At 57.1% G+C, this 18707-nt stretch carries 15 protein-coding genes and 2 pseudogenes; 1 reads left to right on the top strand and 16 read right to left on the bottom strand.

The features are described 5' to 3' along the window. Positions 1–50: 50 nt before the first annotated feature. From BRAD3257_RS34090 to BRAD3257_RS34055, 6 genes and pseudogenes are all read right to left on the bottom strand, one after another. Positions 51–1105, bottom strand: a pseudogene (locus BRAD3257_RS34090) (cytochrome-c peroxidase). A gap of 2142 nt (positions 1106–3247) precedes the next feature. Continuing rightward, on the bottom strand, positions 3248–3967 hold the full coding sequence (locus tag BRAD3257_RS34075) for a hypothetical protein (RefSeq protein ID WP_122405459.1): 720 nt from the start codon (positions 3965–3967) through the stop codon (positions 3248–3250). A gap of 60 nt (positions 3968–4027) precedes the next feature. After that, on the bottom strand, positions 4028–4777 hold the full coding sequence (locus tag BRAD3257_RS34070) for a P-loop NTPase family protein (protein WP_122405458.1): 750 nt from the start codon (positions 4775–4777) through the stop codon (positions 4028–4030). Between the two features lie 1213 nt (positions 4778–5990). Further along, positions 5991–7364, bottom strand: coding sequence for a M16 family metallopeptidase (locus tag BRAD3257_RS34065; RefSeq protein WP_162500640.1), 1374 nt, complete (start codon positions 7362–7364; stop codon positions 5991–5993). A gap of 59 nt (positions 7365–7423) precedes the next feature. After that, positions 7424–8776, bottom strand: a complete 1353-nt coding sequence (locus BRAD3257_RS34060) for a M16 family metallopeptidase (RefSeq protein ID WP_122406906.1) — start codon at positions 8774–8776, stop codon at positions 7424–7426. A gap of 428 nt (positions 8777–9204) precedes the next feature. Continuing rightward, positions 9205–9915, bottom strand: a complete 711-nt coding sequence (locus tag BRAD3257_RS34055) for a hypothetical protein (RefSeq protein ID WP_244607817.1) — start codon at positions 9913–9915, stop codon at positions 9205–9207. Between the two features lie 1177 nt (positions 9916–11092). Between BRAD3257_RS34055 and BRAD3257_RS41595 the strand changes: the two genes are divergently transcribed. Continuing rightward, on the top strand, positions 11093–11278 hold the full coding sequence (locus tag BRAD3257_RS41595) for a hypothetical protein (RefSeq protein WP_122405457.1): 186 nt from the start codon (positions 11093–11095) through the stop codon (positions 11276–11278). A 581-nt stretch (positions 11279–11859) separates the two neighbouring features. Here the strand turns inward: BRAD3257_RS41595 and BRAD3257_RS41590 are convergent. The 10 genes and pseudogenes from BRAD3257_RS41590 to BRAD3257_RS39950 all read right to left on the bottom strand — a co-directional run bounded on the left by BRAD3257_RS41590 (position 11860) and on the right by BRAD3257_RS39950 (position 18234). Further along, complete coding sequence (locus BRAD3257_RS41590) at positions 11860–12060, bottom strand: hypothetical protein (RefSeq protein ID WP_244607816.1); 201 nt, start codon at positions 12058–12060, stop codon at positions 11860–11862. A 110-nt stretch (positions 12061–12170) separates the two neighbouring features. Next, a pseudogene (locus BRAD3257_RS42495) lies at positions 12171–12407 on the bottom strand (hypothetical protein). Further along, positions 12292–12540, bottom strand: a complete 249-nt coding sequence (locus BRAD3257_RS42490; RefSeq protein ID WP_488225964.1) for a hypothetical protein — start codon at positions 12538–12540, stop codon at positions 12292–12294. The pseudogene BRAD3257_RS42495 and the gene BRAD3257_RS42490 overlap by 116 nt, the downstream one beginning before the upstream one ends. Positions 12541–12856: 316 nt before the next feature. Beyond that, positions 12857–13285, bottom strand: coding sequence for a tetratricopeptide repeat protein (locus BRAD3257_RS34035; RefSeq protein WP_244607815.1), 429 nt, complete (start codon positions 13283–13285; stop codon positions 12857–12859). Between the two features lie 217 nt (positions 13286–13502). Next, positions 13503–15620, bottom strand: a complete 2118-nt coding sequence (gene sctV / locus BRAD3257_RS34030; protein ID WP_122405456.1) for a type III secretion system export apparatus subunit SctV — start codon at positions 15618–15620, stop codon at positions 13503–13505. Between the two features lie 8 nt (positions 15621–15628). Further along, the gene (gene sctY / locus BRAD3257_RS34025) at positions 15629–16051 is read right to left on the bottom strand and encodes a type III secretion apparatus assembly chaperone SctY (RefSeq protein WP_122405455.1); all 423 of its coding nucleotides are present in this window, start codon (positions 16049–16051) and stop codon (positions 15629–15631) included. Positions 16052–16053: 2 nt separating this feature from the next. Then, positions 16054–16593 carry a hypothetical protein gene (locus tag BRAD3257_RS34020; protein ID WP_122405454.1) on the bottom strand — a complete coding sequence of 180 codons (540 nt, stop codon included), beginning with the start codon at positions 16591–16593 and terminating at the stop codon, positions 16054–16056. A 33-nt stretch (positions 16594–16626) separates the two neighbouring features. Next, a complete protein-coding gene (locus BRAD3257_RS34015) occupies positions 16627–17517 on the bottom strand; it encodes a SctD/MshK family protein (protein WP_122405453.1) in 891 nt (296 codons plus the stop codon). A gap of 115 nt (positions 17518–17632) precedes the next feature. Further along, positions 17633–17866 carry a nodulation protein NopA gene (locus tag BRAD3257_RS34010; protein ID WP_122405452.1) on the bottom strand — a complete coding sequence of 78 codons (234 nt, stop codon included), beginning with the start codon at positions 17864–17866 and terminating at the stop codon, positions 17633–17635. Positions 17867–17937: 71 nt separating this feature from the next. Continuing rightward, positions 17938–18234 (bottom strand): hypothetical protein, encoded by a 297-nt coding sequence (locus BRAD3257_RS39950; RefSeq protein ID WP_160118921.1) that lies wholly within the window; start codon positions 18232–18234, stop codon positions 17938–17940. Positions 18235–18707: the final 473 nt, after the last annotated feature.

Raw genomic sequence — 18707 nt, 5'->3', positions numbered from 1 at the left:
CTGCTGAATGCTCCAGCGTGGACCGCCTAGCGTGCCACCATCATGAAGGCCTATTTGTCTAAGGAGGGCTTTGGCGTTGCAATGGTGCGCATGGGCAGTATCGAATACTCGATCACTGGCAGCTGCCCGGTGAGCGAATTCAGAAAGGCGACAATCTCGTCAGTTTCTTCATCGCTGAGCTTTGCGCCAAGCTGAACCTCACTCATCACGCCAACCGCTTGTTTAAGACTCCAAACCTGACCAGAATGAAAGTAGGGCGGGCGCAATGCGACGTTACGCAACGGGGCTGAGCGGAAACATACTCATCGCCAAGATCCCTGGTGACGGCAAAACGACCCTTGTCCTCCCTCGGAAGCAGGCTTTCAGCTGGCCTTTTAATCGCGCCGAACGGGAAGAAATCCTGTCCACCGATGTTGATTCCGTTGTGGCAACAGGAACAGCCCTTTTCGATGCATAGCTTTAGCCCGGCTTTCTGCTGATCGCTGAGAGCATATTCGTCGCCTTCGAGGTACTGATCGAAGGGGGCGGCGGGAGTAATCAAAGCCGCCTCGAAAGCCTCGATGGCCTTGGCGAACTTTTCAAGCGTAACTGGCACCGCATCGTTGGGAAAAGCCTTGCCGAACATAACGACATAATCGGTCATTGAATTCAATGTTCTGAGCACGCGATCGGGCGTCGCATTCATTTCGACACTGGCCTGGACAGGGCCTGCGGCTTGCGCCTTAAGATCCGCCGCGTCCATCCCAGAACTGCGCCACGTTGAAGACCGCGTTATAGACTGTTGGCGCACGACGTGACCCCAGCTGCCAGCGATGACCAATCGACGTCGGGCCGGCATCTACCCGCCCACCCCAAGGTTATGACACGTGTTGCAGCTAATAACCCCGCTCGCCGATAGCCTCGGATCGACAAACAAGGATTTGCCAAGTGTGACCTTTTCATGGGTGATAGGATTGTCCTTCACCGCTGGGGCGATTGAGGGAATCGGCTTGAAAATCTGCTTGGCGGCGCTCATCAGATCCTCACTGGCACCTGCTGCTGGGGAAGCCAGAATGGCTGAGGCCACAACACTTAACCTGCCGGCCCTGGTAAGCTCGCCGCTAATTTCCTCATGTGAAGTCTTGCTTTCCTCCTAGATCGGGGGATCGTGAACGCAGCGCTCGGTCCGCGCTCGTCCTCAGAAAGACTGTGCAGTCAACGACGAATAGTCTTTTCCGAATGATGGACTAGGCGGCACCCAGGCTGACGCTCCGGACGTGACAGTTGCGACAACCACCATCCAGCCACGGCATCCTGGCCTGTCGGTCCAAACTTCGTGCTTCTCGGAAATTCAATCGTACTGCACTCTTTGACTCTGCAGGTCGGCTGGTTGAGACCGCGAACAAAGCGAGCTGCGCCGACGCACTTGTCGCTGATCGTCTCGATGTCGGCCCCCAACACTAGGCTGAGCGTCATCCACCAAAATCGGTGGCGTTCCGACCCGCGGGCTGTCGGTCAAGCGTGCAGTGGTCGGGAGTTCGTCCTACTGCTCGCAATGTGGGTCTTAGGACGTATTTACGCATGCCAGACGCTCAAAGTGCTTGAATCGTCCGTAGCGTCAGGTTGTAGGCATTGCGAAGCATAACACCATATTGGGAGCCAGCATCGCCACACCAGCGCTAAACGCCGAATCTCTGTTGTATCTCGGTCTTCGCAATGAGCGTGTTGCGTGGGGCAGGACGACGATCGGAGACCGCCCAATCCGGTAAACAGAATGCGCTCGCGGGCCAAAGAATAACAATGAAGGATATGCGACTTAAGGCAGGTTTGGTGAATCAAGAGCGGCGAATGAGCTGGGTCAGCAAGGCGCCCCGGTGTGCAGCCGCTCTCGCTCCGATCGTGATCGCGATCACAGCCATGTGGTGCGCAGGACAAGCTTGTGCGCGAGATCGGCAGGCCGAGGAAGTCTTGACGTCGTGCCGACCAGACGTGATGCGCTTCTGTGACCGCTTTACAGGGCGTAGCGATGTGGTCGTAGCCATGTTTTGTCTTAGGGACAACTTCAAGAACTTGCGCCGCGAATGCCGCCGCATGATCCCGATTGCGGCGGAGAGAAACGAGGGACCGAGACGGCGTCTCAACAGGATTCCAGTCGTCCTCCCTCGAGAGTGAGGCGTCCGAGCCGTAGCTTTCAGAAATCGGGCGACAATGACGAGCCTTAGGCTGACGGGCGCCGCAGTCTGGTCAGCTGGGCGGCAGAAGCATCATCCTGCTGAGCTGCAGTTCATCTATCAGGGGGACTGAGCTCCGTGAATCGATTGGCCTCGATCAGCGATCGATGTGCGTCCACGCGTGTTACGAGGTCGTAACGCGCTCTGAAGGGCGATTTTGTACTGCAGCAGTTGCGCTCTATTCAGTGCTGCAGCCATTCGCCCACTTCGAGGCCGTCGAGAGATGGCCATCGGCTTGCTGTAATGGTCGGAAGGAGAACCTGCGTAAACTGTGGTGGTTACGGCCGGACATCTGCAGGAATCCGTGCGGCCCATCAAGCCATAGCGTTGTGCTCGGGAACTAGGTATTTTCCGTCAGGTCGCTAACTCGGCTATATCTGCCAAAGATCGCCAGGAATGTTGCTGTTGCAGGTTAGTTCGATCGCGGTCTTCCCCAGATCTCAGCTGGGATGAGCCTGCCCTCGACAGCCGGGCTCAAACTACCGATAGAGCTAGAAAACCTCTTTTGTTAGCCGTCCATCGCGTTCCCGAATGGATGCGCCGTTCTCATGGGCCTTTCAGGGGGCGCTTGGCCCGATTGTGGTGCTCTTGGTCGAATACACTTTGGGGCGCAAGGTCAGAGGAAACGCCGTGGACAAGAGCCGTTCAAAGGCAGAAAGCTGTTCAAGAAGACGCTTCTCAACGGCCATGCGCTCCGCGCCAGGCAGGTCCGTTTTAAGGAATCGCCGGCAGCGCCAGATTTCGTTCCGAAGCGATCTGATCTCAGTTAATGTATCGTCAATTGAGGTCATCAGAGAGGCTTCGTCCCTGGAGTATCAAGCATAGCGATGGTCATGGAGCGGCCATTCCTTGGCTCCGCATTCCTGCCGAATAATTGCATCCGAGGACTTGCGACTTTCCCGTCCGTTCTTTCGGCGAGCAAAGATGCGCGTCCACTGAAGAGTCGTATACCGCAAATCATGCGTTCGCGACCCTTGAGAGCGCCATCGAAGAGCTACTCATGGGCTGAACCAGTAGATGGCGAGCAGATCGAAGTCTCAAGTAGCCCTTGTGCAACGTAGGCTGTCGATATCCGTGCCCCGAGATCGATAGGCCTTTCGCAGCATCACACTCGAATCCAGATCGCGGAACATGCTGTAGTTCCGCCGGATCCATTGATGCAGCTCGGTGGACCAGTCATTCTCGCTACGCAGATATCCAGTGAAGGAAAAGCTAAGCCGGTCTATATATCTCTTGAGAAATAGCGGAAGCGCGGGAATCCGAAGCACCCGCTCGCCATCCATCGCTTCAGGTAGTCCGCCACGCAGCACGAATTCATTGTGGACGGTGATCAGCGACGCCGGCGGAATTCGCCGCCGCAGCATTTCATAACCGCGATAGGAGATGCGGTCAGCGCCGGCGACGAAGAGAATGATGGGAGCGACATAGCAGCGCGCCGTCTCCTTTATGAAGCCGATCTCTTCGCACATCCTGAAGAATTCGTCGAAGGCGTGAAAGCCGAGATCGATTACCTTGGCTACCTGGTCGTGGATAATGAGAGGGTCCATCAGCTGCATCTTGCCATAAGTATCGATTACATCCGCGGTCTCCGTGATGTTGGGGAGGTAGTCGAGTAACGACGGCTCTTTCAAATTGACATCAAACGACAGCACTGTGCCGTTTTTCAGCAGCAAAAACTCGCTCATCGCCCGAGCGATGAGAGTTTTACCGACCTGCGGGCTAGGAGAGCAAATGATGTAGATGGGGGTTGCTAACATAGCCAGCAGATCAATTTACGTTTCGTACGTGGGCCAGACCTGAGCTCGCCGAATATGCGACTACTTTTCGCCGGCCCGGGTGGCGGACTTGGCTCCGGCCAATTCCGTCAAGTTGATGCGATCAAATTCGCTCCAGACATTTGACAGCCAGTGCCGGACATAGCCGCGCAGCACGAAGGAGTTGTTCGCCGGTTCATCGTTCCGCCCCTTGTTTGCGACGAAGTCAATGAATGGCACGGATGCGACTTCCACCTGCTCATAGGCCATCTCGTTAAGCTTCGGTATGACCAATTCAGTCGCATGTTTGATGCGGTGAAAGTAGGAGTTGTAGGTCGCTTGATCCCACTGGAAGAATTGAGTGTCGTTGATGAAGTTCTTGACCAGGTAGTACTTTGCGCCGCTCATGAAGGTCGCGGTCTCCGCGATTTCGTCTAGCGAAGCGATGGATGATCCCAGGATATGGAACACGGCGAATGTTATCTGGCCAGACCGCGCCGACTCCAAAAATCCGATGTCGCGCAAGGAAGCCAGCGCAGAGGACAGTAAGCCTGCCCGGGCATCAATAACGGTGACTGACAGCCCGGAGTTCAGCGTATCGAAGATCTTCATCTGGTCCGCCGTCGCCGTCATGTCAACGATCTCAGTGATCTCGGGATAAAAGCGCTTCAGCGTTCCCCGCGGCGCCTCCGTGTCGAACGCGCGTGTTTGCACGTTGTTGACGCTGAAGTAGTCCAGCAGCGTTCGTGATACGGTCGTTTTGCCGACTCCTCCCTTGTCCGCACCTACCACAATTACAACTGGCTTCACCATGGAAATCTCCTGAGACACGCGCTATTGCCGCGCGCAAATTGCGCAACCGGCGCGTCCCTGCTTTGGGTGTGAACATGGCAGAAAGAAGGGGCAATGAGCCTTTGACGCGAGAGCTCTGCAACCGATGCACATTTTCAACATTATGGTGAGTGGCGTCCTTGGATCGGCAACGACGATGCAGGCAGAGATGGGGAGTAAATCACTTGTACCGGTGATCTACGTGAGGTTTGTAAGCGGCTAGAATGCGCGCCGCCAAGACCAACGATCTGAACTGTGGTGGTCGTTGCGATTGCCAGGTCTATTGCGCCGATATCTAGATTGGCATGAAGCGACCGAATCTTACGTAGCGTCAGATTCCGTGCTCGGGGAAGCGCAATCGAGTCGGGCTACGCTGTCCGCATGGTTTGGCAAATGATCAAAGGTCTGGTGGTTCAGACCGATTTTGTTCGGCAGACAAGTAGTGATATGACCGTGAACGGCCGATGTCTCATTCTGCTGAAGAATATTGAGACATGCCAGTGCTGAAACGGGTTGCTAACGCAAATGGCAAGCATGCATCTGTTCAAGCTGAGGCGAGATTATCGTGTCATTGAGTGGAGATCGAAGGGTGAGCGGGACGAGGCCCGATGGAGCAACATCGGTACAAAGCGACACCGAGGACGCTGCGTCAAAAGAAGCCGGCGTCCCGGGACCGGCATTCTTCTTCGCCGACGGCGCTGCGTGGTACGGCCCAGAGCAGGTAATGAAGGATGGCCTGGCTGCATGCGCTCTCGTCACGTTTTAAAGCGCCCACTGTGGTCAGCCTTTTAATTTGCTGGGCAAGACCGGTTGACATGGAATGCGAGGTGCGCGTCCAGTTCTCGTGTGTTCCGGTCGCTCGCGCTTTAGATAGTTGGTCTGCATATTCGGGCTAGGCGTAAAGCTACGCCATTCTTGTCCTCATGGGCAACCGCCGAAGTGTTGCCAGATCCCCAAAGTTTGCACTGGAGGCGCATCGATCTGCTGGCGCCACGGTACGCCAGCCTGTCGGCTTAACGCAGCTCGAGGACAACGGAACGCGACTACGGCGGCAACGCGATTGAGCAAAACTGCGCTTGAAAGACCGCACGGCAACAGTCCACGAGCGAATATCGCCGCGGGCCAAAGGCGCGTGGCTAGACTTACTTTGCGCGCAATAGCTAAACGCTTCTAAGCGCCTGAGCTGCTCGAAGAGTCAATTCGGTAGCGCCGTCGGGGCGGCGCCTAGCTGCCGGGCGCCTGACGAGGGTGTAGTCGCCGATGGCATGGTGGTCGGCTGCGCTGCGTCCTTTGGGGAGCGGCCGACGATAATTGTGAGCAGACCCGCGCCCCACAGCCGTTGTGCTGCTCTTTTGGCGTCGTCCAAGGTCACAGCATCGACCGCGCCGTTGTGCTTTTCGAAATAGTCCATGGTCAACTTGTCGAGCTGATGCTGCAACAGCGTTCGCGCAAGCTTTGACGATGTGTTGAGTGCCAGCATTTGCGAGCCCTTCAGGTAGGACTTTGCATCATTGAGTTCCTGCTGTGTCGGTCCGTCCTCGGCGATGTGGCGGACCTGCTTCTCGATTTCTTCGACCGTTTGGTGGGCGCGATCGGTGCAGGTGCCACTATTGCCGAGAAGCACCGCTGAATGATCCAACCAGACCAGGTTCTCACGAACCGAATAGGCCAGGCCGCGCTTTTCGCGGACTTCGCGGAACAGGCGCGACGTCAGGCCGGCGCCGCCGAGGATGTGGTTGACGACATAGGCGGCCATGAAATCGGGCTCGCTGCGACGGACGGCTGGACCGCCAAAAGTCACAACTGTCTGTGGCACGTCGAGCGGAATAAAGACTCGCCGCGGCGGCTTTGCTGCGACGACTTCGGGAACCGGCGTCGCTTCCGCCTTGGTCGGCAGACTGCCAAACGTCTTGTCGAGGAGTTTGCAGAGGATCCCTGGATCGATGTCGCCGACCACCGCGATTTTGAGCGTGTCTTTTGCGATCACGCGTCGGACATAGCTCTTGAGATCCGCGGCCGCGATCCTCGGCACGCTTTCCAGCGATCCGCCGGCTGGGCGAGCATAAGCATGATCGCCAAAGGCGACTTCGAGGAACTTGCGACGGGCCAGAGACGAAGGATCGGTTGACTCGCGCCGAAGGCGTGCAAGCACAGCGGCACGGATCCGTTCGACATCGGCCGCGTCGAAACGGGGCGAGGTTAGCGCCATCCGCAAAAGGTCAAAGGCTTCGTCTGCATTGTCCTCCAGGGTGCGCAAGGAGCCGCGGAAGTGATCATGAGTCGAGTGAAAATGCAGATCAATCGCACGATGGTCGAGCCGCTTATGAAAGGTCGTGAAGTCAAGTCCGGCAGATCCTTCCTTGAGCAGGCCAGCAACCAGGTGGCTTACGCCAGGTTTTTGAGCGGGATCCTGAGTCGCGCCGCCGGTGAGGGCAAATTCCATCGCGATCAACGGGACAGTGGAATCCTGCACGAACCAGGCTTCTATACCGCAAGACGAAACCAGGCGCTTGATCCTGGTGCGGGCAAGTGTCCTCGTGGTGGCGAGCGAATTTGCCGAAGCGAGCATCGCGACTGAGAGCGAGGCTCCTCCGAGAAGGATCTCACGTCGTGTGCAAGGATGGATCATTAGAGCGTCTTCCCGTGTTTCGGGGTGGACTCTTTGATGAGATAGCCGGTCACCGACCGTTTCTTGTCGAGCCATTTCCGCGCGGCCTCGTGCACCTGCTGTGCACCGACCGCGCGGATGCGGTCCGGCCAGCCCCGAATATCGTCGACGGATAGTCCCGTTGTCAGGCCGCGGCCATACCAGCGCGCGAGCATTTCATGATTGTCTTGGGTGTAGGTTACCTGCGCGATCAGGCGCGTCTTGACCCTCTCGAGATCTTCGGTGCAAGCGGGATTACCCGCAATGTCGGCTATTACGTCGTCGATGGCGCGCTCGATCTGGCTCAGTTGGACGCCGGGTTTTGGCACGGCGGAAATTGCGAATAGTGAGGGATCGAGCGCGGCAGAATGGTAGCTCGCGCTGGTGGTGACCGCGAGCTGCTGTTCGACCACCAGCGAACGATAGAGATATGAGTTGACGCCGCCGCCCATCAACTGCTCGAGTACGTCAAGTACTGGACCTTCGCCGCCGGCCGCGGCTCGAGCCGGTGCTACAAGATAATAGCGGTGCAGGGCCGGCTGCTCGACGAGGGCGTGGGCGAACGTTACTATGCGCCGCGCTGCCGGCGTCGGCTCCTGCGGCCGCAGGCGTTCAAGGGGAATCGATGTTTGCGTGGGGATGCCACCAAATGTCTCCATCACCATCGAGCGGATTTCTTTGGGGGCGACGTCGCCAGCGACAATCAGGATCGCGTTGTTCGGTGCATAGAAGCGCTTGTAAAAGTTAAGCGCGTCCTCCCGGGTAAGATTGTCGATTTCGTGGCGCCACCCGATAATCGGGCGACCGTAGGGGTGGTTGAGGTAAAGCGCCGCCATCATCTGCTCGGCGAGACGTTCACGTGGATTGTTGGCGACTCTCATGCTGAATTCCTCCAGCACGACGTCGCGCTCGCAAAGCACGTCCTCATTTTTGAGAATGAGACCGGTCATGCGGTCGGCTTCAAATTCCATCATCTTGCCGAGGTGCTCGCGCGGCACGTGCTGGAAGTAGCTGGTGTAGTCGAGCCCGGTGAAGGCGTTCTGATTGCCGCCGGCGCGCAAGACGGCCTTGGAGAATTCATTCGCGGGATGTTTGGAAGTGCCCTTGAACATCAGGTGTTCGAGGAAATGCGCAAGCCCCGATTTGCCAGGCGGCTCGTCGGCGGAACCGACCTTATACCAGATCATCTGAGTCACGACGGGTGTGCGATGATCTGGGATCACGAGCACCTGGAGGCCGTTCTGAAGCGTGAAGCTAGCTGGTCGATCCGATCTGACTCTGTCGTCAAAGACGCTCTCCTCTTCAGGTAGAGATAAGTCGGTGCTATCATCCATTCTGTGCTCGAGCGCCGGCGCGGTGGGCGTCCTCGAACCGGAGGTAATACCGGTGACATCTCCTGCCTCGGCGCCGGCCGAAATCCCGTTCTTCATGGCATCTTCCATACTGATCCACGTTCATGGTGGACAAATCTGACAAAGCGCTTAGCCGCGCGTCGTTCGCCAAACAGCAGAGCAAAGAGCGGACCAAATTGGCGGAGGGGCGTACTCACGGCCGCGCGCACGTCAACCGGACACAAAACAGAACTGGCGCGCACCATCCTGGCAGAAGGTGAGCCGTCGACCTGTCGTGAACACTACATTTACGTATGACGCGCCAGGATGCTTTGGCGCCAACTGGCAGAATGGCAACCTGCAGAAGGGGGGATCGAGGGCGGTATGATGCCGGTGCAACTTTCCGCAAGCGCGTAGTTACAGATCTCGCTCTACACGGTGAGTGGCTTGGCAATATTTCTCATGGTAGCGAGGCGGGAGTCGGCGAGCAGCTCCCTGGAGTACACTGCGCCGAAGTAGTCTAGGACGAAGGTGCCAGAATAGCGTAGAGTATCGGCCGCGCGGATTAGGTTATCAAGAATTGTGCCGACTTGGCCAATGCGATCGCGATAGCGCGAGCGGATAACATTAACGGCGTTCATCGAGTGGACCGCCTCGTCGGCAATTATCTCCCGCAGCCAATGATGGAACGTGTTGTTCCCAAGGGCGTCATAAAACGGCTTTTCTGCTGCATAGGCGCGGCAAGTGCACATTTCATCAAAAGCGATCATAACCATCACGGAAAATTCGTCCTTCAGGTGTTCAACGATCGGCCCAAAATCATGAGATCGAGCCTCCAATCTCTCCCGAAGAGTCCTTTCGGATCCATTGGCGACAAGTTCAATGATCCGGATAAATCCGTCGGTGTGCCGCTCTTCGTCAACCGCCCAGGCGTTAAAGAATGCAGCAGCTTCATCGGAAGCGATAAGATTTCTCGCCACTAATTCTTGTTTTAAGTACCGGGCGTCATATTCGGTGTACAGATCAGGCCACAATTTGTCCCAACGTGCGCGGACAGCCGACGGCTCGGCGGCGAACATCGCTGGCGTAAGAGTATTGAATAATTCTTTTGGACTCCAGTTCCGTCGAAACGGCGTAATCATCCGAGTGCCCCTAAACCCGTAGGATGCGAGCGCGCCGGCCCACAATTGTTGTCATCCGTACGCTCGCAGAGCATATGCTACAAACAAGAGCCCGTCGTCTCCTTGTTTTGGTAGGCTGATGGCCAGAGGCCTTTCGGCTGGCTGAAGCGTCCCCTTGAATGGCGCAGTAGCCTTTTGTGATCCATACGGCGGCAAGACCAGGGACACTTGTCATTGCTAGTTGCGGGTCTAAAACGACCTCCTTGACCTCGCGAGGGGCGCTCTGGCGGGCCGCCATGCTGACAGGCACGATAGTTTCAGCAGATCTACGACGCCGCATATTGAAGGGTAGGACTGCGGCACGTTTTGAAGCACAGTTAGCGGCACACGTGGCATCCGATGGGAAGCCCCGGCATCAATCGAGGTAGACCAATGGTGGTAGTCTGCGTCCCAGTGGATCCCGAACGTTAGCCTCGTTCCCATAGCCCTTTAATTTTCAGCAGTTGCGGCGATACGACTTCCCATGAGTATCGATGAGTATCTCTGGCCTTCTTCGATTCCGCTAAATTCTCGGTGAAACCCCGTGCACTCCGGTCGCGCAAGCGCACCGCTAAGTCAAGTAAACGGAGCTACGGAAGAGACTCGGAACGTTATGCGATAAGCTTACGCTAGATTGCATAGGGTTGCGCGATTGAGAGAATCCGTCGCTAAGCAGCATCTCGGTTGTCGACCAGCGAGGTAAACAACTGCTCAATCTCGCTAGCTTCGATGAGACGGAGGAAGTCACAGTTGCGTGCCGTTTGCTATCAAAGGATGGCGACAAAGCACCGGCTCTCTGTCTTTCAAATCACCAATAAACGGACTGCTCAAACGAGTTAGTGAGGATTCCAAAGACAGGCCAGTTCACAGTCATCCTGATTGAGATTGCAAGCCGAAACGTGCCTCTCTCGCGCTAGCTGTTGCTAACTCCGCTATCCAACTAATAAACTGAGCCAACGGGGTGCAGAAGCGCCCGGATGGAGCACTGCCGAGCCGGGCTTTATGTGGATGTGCTCCTTGTGGAAGACATTCATTATCGGCCTCCGTCATGCCGGCAAGGTTCTGCCAACCATTCACGGCCTCCACTCCGACCGCTAACGGATCGAAAACGGTTTTCGAGCAAGTTCGTGCCCGGGATAGCAGGGGAGGAGATCCACACATGACCGGACCGGCCGTCATGGAAAACGTGCGCCGCTATCGCGCGATAGCTTCGTTGTGCCGTCAGTCCGCCGCATTTCGGCCGATCCAACGGGACTCATTGCTAGCGCAAGCTGCAGAGTGGGAGGAACGCGCGATCGCGGAGATCGAGAGATACTTCAGTTGTTCTGCTGCACGTCCTGCTTGATTGCGCGCTCGACGATGAAAAGAACCCACCGTCTGGCCAATAGGTCGGCCAAACGATCCAGTCGCGCAAGCGGCCGCGCTGGGAATTGATCGGCGGGAGTTTCGAATAGAACGCCCAAACAGCTTCATCATCTCCGCCAGCACATCCCGGGCCCCCGTCCAGCCACCGGATAGCTTAGCTCTATTGCTTCCGCCCTCGCCGACGCTGTGCCAAGGGCGCCGTTCCGTTGCACGGAGAGATGATGCCTTCGCTTTCGGCAAGAAGGAGTCCTTGGTTCGGCACCGTGCGTCGCGGTGCCATGCAAACATTAAGCCCTAAAGCCGACGTAAGAGGGGCATGCCGAGTAAATCTGCTAGCGCCGGGAGCTCAGATGTGTGATCGCCTGATGAATGTCGGCGCGCGCTGGTCAGCCGCAAGATCCGATGTTGCGCCGCGCAAGGAAAACGGAAACTCCGGCTTATCAAAAGCGGGATTCCGCGATCCTTGCGGGTGCAGAAATCATTCAAGAGTTATATGGCGAAGTGCGTGAGATGCGAGGCTGACCTCGCCAAAGTCAATCTGGTCAATGAGGTGGGCTATCTTCATGTAGAGGCTGTACGCTCTACATAATCATTGTCATCATCATACGGATCGTTCGTGGGCTTTGCTGCACTTTCGGTACACTTGGCATCGCCGCTATTGTCTTCAGTTGCGGCAAGATACAAAGGCGGTTTACCCGCTCGTTGCAATTTGCATCCTTTGTTGTTCCATTTGTCCTCGTGCTTGGTCGGATCAAGCACCATGATCGAGTCACTTACCTCAACAAGCCAAACGCTGCTGCGCGGGCTTCCGCTTCCGGATTGAAAGACTGAGAGAGGACGAGCGGTTCGTTGCCATCGATCCGGGGCTGATGTTAAAGCAAGAGATCGCCCGTGTTATCGACAACCGGATGAGTAGCCCGGAAATCTATTATTGAGGTGAGTTCATCTCACCCAGGAAATTGTTCGCGTCAATCATTCTTGCGCTTGAACAGCTCACTGGGGCGACCTCCGGCTTTCGTTCTCAGGAGCCCGGCGCTCTTGTTCGCGAGCTGATAGCTGAAATATCGCGCTTTCTCTGAACCAGATTTCGTGCCGAAGCAAAACGCAATGTCCGCCGTGCGTTGAGCCTTTCGGGACAGCCGAGCTAGAGTATCGCTGCGGAGTCGCAGCAATATGCTCTATGTCTCCGCCATAAAACTCTGCCAGCTTGTTCTCGAATGAAGATCTTGAGATCTCAACCACCGGTCGGCTCGTCAACCAGCGCGTATGGCGGGACTTCAGTCGAAAATGATCAGAGGAGAAACTCGATGGCGCCGAGTTCAGGGAGGAGAGTATATCCGGCGAATCGTTGGCGATGCGCGTAGTACCGGTCGTTAGTCGCGCTCGTTCTCATTTCATTGGCCTCGGAAGCGCATTGTGTATCGGATAAATTGCTGGTGCGCTGAAACATGAAGCCTGCCAGTTGTACCGACGAGGTCGCGGGGGCCCGCCGCCGATTGAGTGTTCCGCGTTGATGGTAAGCCTAGCTGTCGGCATGCTGACAGCTAAGCATCAGACGTCACCATTCCGATCCGCTCCCGCATTGGCTCGTTCGAGATAGCGCCGCGAAGTGCCGGCCGTCCGCCTGCGGTGCAGGGTTGGCGCCGCCAATCTTACCTTCAAGGGCGAGGGACAGTTTGAAGTTATTGCGCAGCATCGGGTTTGCGGGTTCCACCGCGAGAGCTTGGCGATAGAGTTCTTGGGCCTCCCGATGTCGGCCCTCGTGATCGAGAACAACCGCTTTGGCATTCAATGCGCGCAGGTCGCCAGGGGCTGCCAATAAGATCCCATCGAGCACATCAAGCGCATCATTCGGGCATTTGCGTGCCAGCAAAGCCCGCGCAAGAGGAATCGCGGCATCAACATTGTCCGGTCGTTGCTTCAGCGCATCGCGCAAAGCCTTCTCGTCAGCATCCTGGCCGAGAGCGTGAGCGATGCGCTCGCGCATAGCTGGATCGACCTCCTTGGCCCCGACCAACTCTGCCGTAGACGCCGGCTGCTGTGAAAGACCCGACTTGTGCGAGTTAACGCAACCCGCGAGCAGCACAATAGCAAGCATGGGGAGAAAGGCCGAGCACGAATGGCGACGAAAGTTACACCAGCGCCGCAGAACGTTAATCTTACATGAATTCATAAGCGACCTCACGACCCTAAACCCGTGCTCGTCAGCCGGCCGCAGGGAGGAGGTCACGATGGCCGCCTGTAGGAGTGTTGTCCTTGCCGGGCGCAAGTTTGACGGAGCCAATCGGCTGGACGGTGAAATCCGAAGCGAGATCCTGATAGGAGAGAACAGGTAGGTCTATTCCATTCCGGGTGAGAAAGCCGCGGACGAAGCGCCGGATATCCATCGAGCCCAGGATAACTGGCTGGTTCTGACTGCGTGCGATGCTTGAATGGATCTGGCGAAATTGTGAAAGCAGCATCTCGCTTTGCCGATCCTCCAAAACGAGATAGGGACCGACAGCGGTGTCGCGCACCGCACTGCGCACGATATCCTCGGTCTCGCGCTCAACGATAAAAGCCGCCACAACACGATGGGCGTTGGCGTAGCGGTGACAGATCTGCCGCTTCAGAGCGGAGCGCACATATTCCGTGAGCAGTACGGCATTTTGTTCCCGTTCGCTCCATTCTGCAAGCGCTTCCAAAACCAAACGGGTGTTCCGGATCGGGATGCCCTCGTCCAGCAAGCGACGTAGGACATCCGCAATGCGAGGGATCGGTGTCGTGCGCAGCACCTCTTTCACCAGATCGGCATATTCCTGCTCCATCCGGCCAAGCAACTGACGCGTTTCCTGAATGCCCACCAGGCGCTGTGCATAGCGTGTCAACGTTGACTGGACGCGCAAGGCGATGACTTCGCTCGGACGGTGGTGCCCTATTCCGGCAGCTTTGAGAGCAGGCGCATGGGTCTGTTTGATCCAGATCCGATTCGTGTCTGGGTCGTGCCAAAAGGGGATCCCGCTCAAATCAATGTTCGCCACGTCGTCATTAAGTAAGAGTTGTGTAGGGTCAATGGCGCCCTCTTCCACGGGCACTCCTTCGACATCCACCCGGAATTGCGATTGGGCCAGGTGCTTTGCGCTTTGGGCGGGAATGCGTGGAATTGTGATGCCAAGATCAGCTGAAACCAGTGCCGAAACCCGAGCGACGCACTGCTCGAGTTCCCCTACGTCGATTGCTTGCATCAGGCTCGGCGCTAGCAACAGCGTAATTGGAAGTGCCTCCGCGGGCAAGGCTTGCTTCTGACCCTGTGCGGAAGCGGGAGCCGAACCGGTGGGACCGGCGCCGGCTTTGGGAGCGGTCTTGCCCTCTTGCACGCTAACCTTGAGAAAGCTGGCGGCGGAGAAGAGCGCGGCCAGTATGACAAAGGGGGGCAAAGGGAAGCCAGGAACGAGCCCCATCACAAGCAAGACACAGGACGCCAAGCGTAGCGCTTGCGTGCTGGCCGTAAGTTGGTTGACGATATCAGCGCCGAGATTGAGTTTGGAAGGACCGTTGACACGAGTAACAATGGTTGCTGCGGTAATTGACAGCAGCAGGGCCGGAATCTGCGAAATGAGCGCATCACCGATCGTCAGGATGGTGTATTGATGCATCGCCTCCTCGAGGGACATGCCCTTGGAGAGCGATCCGATCGTGATGCCACCCAGCATATTGATGCAGATGACTATGAGTCCGGCTATGGCATCGCCCTTCACGAATTTCATAGCGCCGTCCATCGCGCCGTGCAGTTGGCTCTCTCGCTCCAGCGCGCCGCGCCGGCTGCGGGCTTCGTGCTGATCGATATGGCCGTTGCGCAGCTCCGCATCAATCGCCATCTGCTTTCCCGGCAGCGCATCGAGCGTGAAGCGCGCCGATACCTCCGCCACCCGTTCGGCGCCCTTGGCGAGAACCATGAACTGCACCATGGTCACGATCAGGAATATGACAATGCCGACGGCGATGTTGCCGGATATGACGAAATCGCCGAACGTATGGATGATGCTGCCGGCATCGCCCTCGGCTAGGATCAGTCGCGTCGTTGCAACGGTAAGAGCGAGACGAAAGACGGTGGAGATCAGGATGACGCCCGGTAGGGACGAAAAGTCGAGCGGCGTGTTGAGATACAGGGCTACCATCAAGAGCAATATGGCAAACCCCAGATTGAAGCCGATCAGCATATCGATCACGATGATCGGGATCGGCATGATCATCATTCCGATCGCCAGAAGAAGCATCAACGCGACCATCAAATCCGGGTGAGCCGGCGCGCGCGTGATGAGAGTTCGTAGAAGGTTGGCCATGAGAAGCCTTATTGTTGTTCGATTGCAGCTGTGCTGCCCCGCAACAAAACATAGCGTTTGAAGACGGCTTGCGCTTCGGTCATGCGGCCGGCGTGACGCAGGGCGTGGCTGCGCATCAGCATCAAGGGCAGACACGAAGACGGCTCGTCATCCAGTTTGTCAAGCTTATCCAATACCGACAGTGCTTCGTCACCGCGACGCTCCGAGATGAGAGCGTAGGCCAGGATGCGGAGCAGGCCGATGTCTTGGGACTGTTCGTGAGCGACCAGCCGCAACAGAGCCAGGCTCTTGGCGCTCTGTCCGCACGCAAGGTAGACATAAGAAAGCACGCAGAGCAAATCTCGCTCCGGCCCGGAGATCAGTTCGACAGCGCCGGCTTCGGAAACGCGCTGTGTAGATGTGAAGTGTTGCACTTTGTCTGGCCCGGCCATCGCTAGCCTTTGATCAAGCCGTTGTGACTCTGGCGAAACAGGATTAATCGCTGCAGCTCCAGTTGCAGAAGTGCGGCCCCTTCACGTGACACCAAATCCTCTGGCGCGGCTGATAGCGTATCAGCCAAACGCTCCAGAAGAAGGCCGTGTTGCTCTGGACGCAGAACATGCGAATGGCGTAAGCGCGGCGTCACGAAGGAGAGTAGACCGTGCGCGAGATTGGGCTCATTAAGCCAAGCGAGTTCCGAGCCTGGCTCGACCTGACCGGGCGGGGCGCGCGCCTCGTCGAGATTGACGCGCGAGACTGCATCGATCGAACTGAGCTCGAGCGCGCTCTCGATCGTGGCGTCGACCAACGGATCCAGCACGTCGCTGTGGCGAGAAATTGAGGTGTGGCTCTTGGTATCATTGCCACGGGTCCGATCAATCCCGATGGACTTGGCTCGAGAACTAACCGGCGTGGTGGCAGATGCATGATGATCGACGTTTGGCTCCTGAAAAGAGGTGCCAGGCTTGACGGGATTCGGGGGCAGCCTAGTCATGGCACTTTGCTTCCTTACCTGCGGCCTAAAACGCTAATAGGGTAGGGTGGCAAGCCGACCATCCCGGCTCAGCAAAACACGCCGTTCCTCAATCCCGCAGACGGTCCATCCATTGCTCAAGAGCGCGCCGACGAAATACTTTTGACCAGCAACGACAATATAGGGTTCGCTCCCGCGCCAAACAGCTTGGACCTCAATTGCTGGGGGCGTCTTCTCAACCTTGATGGCGACCGCATTGACGAGCGTATAAGCGCCATTGCTATTTTGATCAAACCGCTGCTGGACGTCTCGCCATGTGGCGAGCGAGGCGGGCGTAACGGTGCCGTCGGCGGTGACAACGCCCGCCCCAGAGGCGACCTTGATGCCGACAAGGCCCGCTCTGTCAACTTCCTCTTGCAGCCGCTCGGCAGCTTCATTGGTGGCCAGAGCATCAGGAGCGCTGAGCGCCAGCGTGGGTGCAATGGGCGTAGCAGGGGACGACCGACTTGACGCCACGGTGGTGTCGGTCTGGACAAAACTGGATGAGACTGCGCCAACCGCGGCAGAGCTGATCAGGACAAAAGTGAGAACGGCGAGCGATATACGCCGGCGGTCGATGGAGCCAGCTTGTTTGTAGTCCTCGATCGTCCAGCGCATGGACATCGCCCCGGCATGCAAAACGACAGGAAGAGGGACAACAATGGGCTCATTCGCTAAAACAGTCTCGTGCCCCTCGATCCTGACGTCCCTCGCAAGGGCCTCGATCTCGATTGAATTGGAATGCGGGGTGATACGGAAATGGTGCGGTTCGAGGCCTTGTTCGACGAAGATTAAGTCTGCATCGAGGCTGCTGCCAATCAGACACGGTCCGATCCCCACTTTACTTGTCAGCCCGGAATAACACCCCGACAGCACTTCGAAATGCAGGCAATTTGGTTCATTCACGGTCGGTTTCCTGAATAGCGAATGGGACCGTACGGCAAAACCGTACGGCCCGTTGCGACTTCACAGACTAAGCAGCCGGGGAAAGTGGTGGGGCGACGTCGCCCCACCTCATCCCTTACTGCACCCGCTCATCGGCCGCTTTTTTGACGGTCGAGAGCTCGGTCGAGACGACGCGAAGTTCCACATCCCTCTCAGCAGCCTTTGTGCTGGTCAAAGTCAGAGCGGCGATTTGCCGTTGGAATGCCGCCTCTCCAGCAGCTTCAGCAGCCGTGGAAGCTGCTGCAGCAGTAGCGGTGCCGGCTGCTCCACCTGCAGCCGAGGTATGAGACGCACCAACATTCTTAGTCATCCTATTTCTCCTGTGTGTTCAATTTCGCCGCCACGTGCGGCTCCTATTTCCTAACGTCGCAACATGCGACGTCAGGAATCCTCCTCTGTCTCGGCCATGACATCGTCGAAATGGCTCATTGCACTATTCACAAATTGGAGAGCAACGGCTCCCAGAGCGACGTTGAACGCTTGCTGCATAGCGGCTTCATGCGAGTTACCGCCCGGAGTGGACGCGCCGCCGTTTACGGGAATGTTTGCATCAGGCGATCGGCCATGATCGTCGCGCTCGCCAGGCTTGTGAGATCCTTTTTTGCCGCCGCTTTTGCCGCCAGCCGCATGGAGGTCAGCATCAACGTGCCCAGCGGCGCTAGAGCTCGTAACGCGCATCGGGTTCTCCTATGTCAATTCGATGTGCCAATCGAGGCAGTTTCCACCCTCCACTCTGCAAGGATTAGCTTTCGACAAGCTGACGAGTCGTAGAAAATACAATGAGCCGATGGTGGATCGTCACTAAACGGTTCACCAGCAGACCGTATTTGAAAGGTAGCCGGCGAAAGCTGGAGATCAGATGGTTAAGACAAACAATCGTTTGTGGAGCTTGATCGGGTGAGCACGTTGCTCATCTTCGAAAGCGTTCAATTGGCGAAATATCAAAGCCACCACTAAGTTTTGGGCTGAACGTGCTGCGATCTCGGGCTCATGTCTCTTGCGATGCCTCCGAGCTCTTTCGACAATTTGCTTGCGGTCAGGCGATGCTGCACGGAGCTTGACGTCGTCGGGAGCGAGGCTGAAAGCCAGAGTGACGGCCGATTCAGCGGCCAGAGCGGTCCATCGGCCCCGGCGGGCCCATGGCAGATCCT

Origin of the sequence: Bradyrhizobium vignae, assembly GCF_900324035.1 — a bacterium.
Lineage (GTDB): Bacteria > Pseudomonadota > Alphaproteobacteria > Rhizobiales > Xanthobacteraceae > Bradyrhizobium > Bradyrhizobium vignae.
Note: the sequence above shows the minus strand (reverse complement) of the source record. Positions and strands in the feature narration are given on the sequence as shown.

Bases quoted from the DNA above. Each gene is read 5' to 3' on its own strand.
- BRAD3257_RS34055 (WP_244607817.1), bottom strand. From the start codon at position 9,915: ATGATTACGCCGTTTCGACGGAACTGGAGTCCAAAAGAATTATTCAAT.
- BRAD3257_RS34035 (WP_244607815.1), bottom strand. From the start codon at position 13,285: ATGCGCGAGCGCATCGCTCACGCTCTCGGCCAGGATGCTGACGAGAAG.
- BRAD3257_RS34075 (WP_122405459.1), bottom strand. From the start codon at position 3,967: ATGTTAGCAACCCCCATCTACATCATTTGCTCTCCTAGCCCGCAGGTC.
- sctV (WP_122405456.1), bottom strand. From the start codon at position 15,620: ATGGCCAACCTTCTACGAACTCTCATCACGCGCGCGCCGGCTCACCCG.
- sctY (WP_122405455.1), bottom strand. From the start codon at position 16,051: ATGGCCGGGCCAGACAAAGTGCAACACTTCACATCTACACAGCGCGTT.
- BRAD3257_RS34060 (WP_122406906.1), bottom strand. From the start codon at position 8,776: ATGGATGATAGCACCGACTTATCTCTACCTGAAGAGGAGAGCGTCTTT.
- BRAD3257_RS41595 (WP_122405457.1), top strand. From the start codon at position 11,093: ATGACCGGACCGGCCGTCATGGAAAACGTGCGCCGCTATCGCGCGATA.
- BRAD3257_RS34065 (WP_162500640.1), bottom strand. From the start codon at position 7,364: ATGCTCGCTTCGGCAAATTCGCTCGCCACCACGAGGACACTTGCCCGC.
- BRAD3257_RS39950 (WP_160118921.1), bottom strand. From the start codon at position 18,234: ATGCGCGTTACGAGCTCTAGCGCCGCTGGGCACGTTGATGCTGACCTC.
- BRAD3257_RS41590 (WP_244607816.1), bottom strand. From the start codon at position 12,060: ATGGTGCTTGATCCGACCAAGCACGAGGACAAATGGAACAACAAAGGA.
- BRAD3257_RS34020 (WP_122405454.1), bottom strand. From the start codon at position 16,593: ATGACTAGGCTGCCCCCGAATCCCGTCAAGCCTGGCACCTCTTTTCAG.
- BRAD3257_RS34010 (WP_122405452.1), bottom strand. From the start codon at position 17,866: ATGACTAAGAATGTTGGTGCGTCTCATACCTCGGCTGCAGGTGGAGCA.
- BRAD3257_RS34070 (WP_122405458.1), bottom strand. From the start codon at position 4,777: ATGGTGAAGCCAGTTGTAATTGTGGTAGGTGCGGACAAGGGAGGAGTC.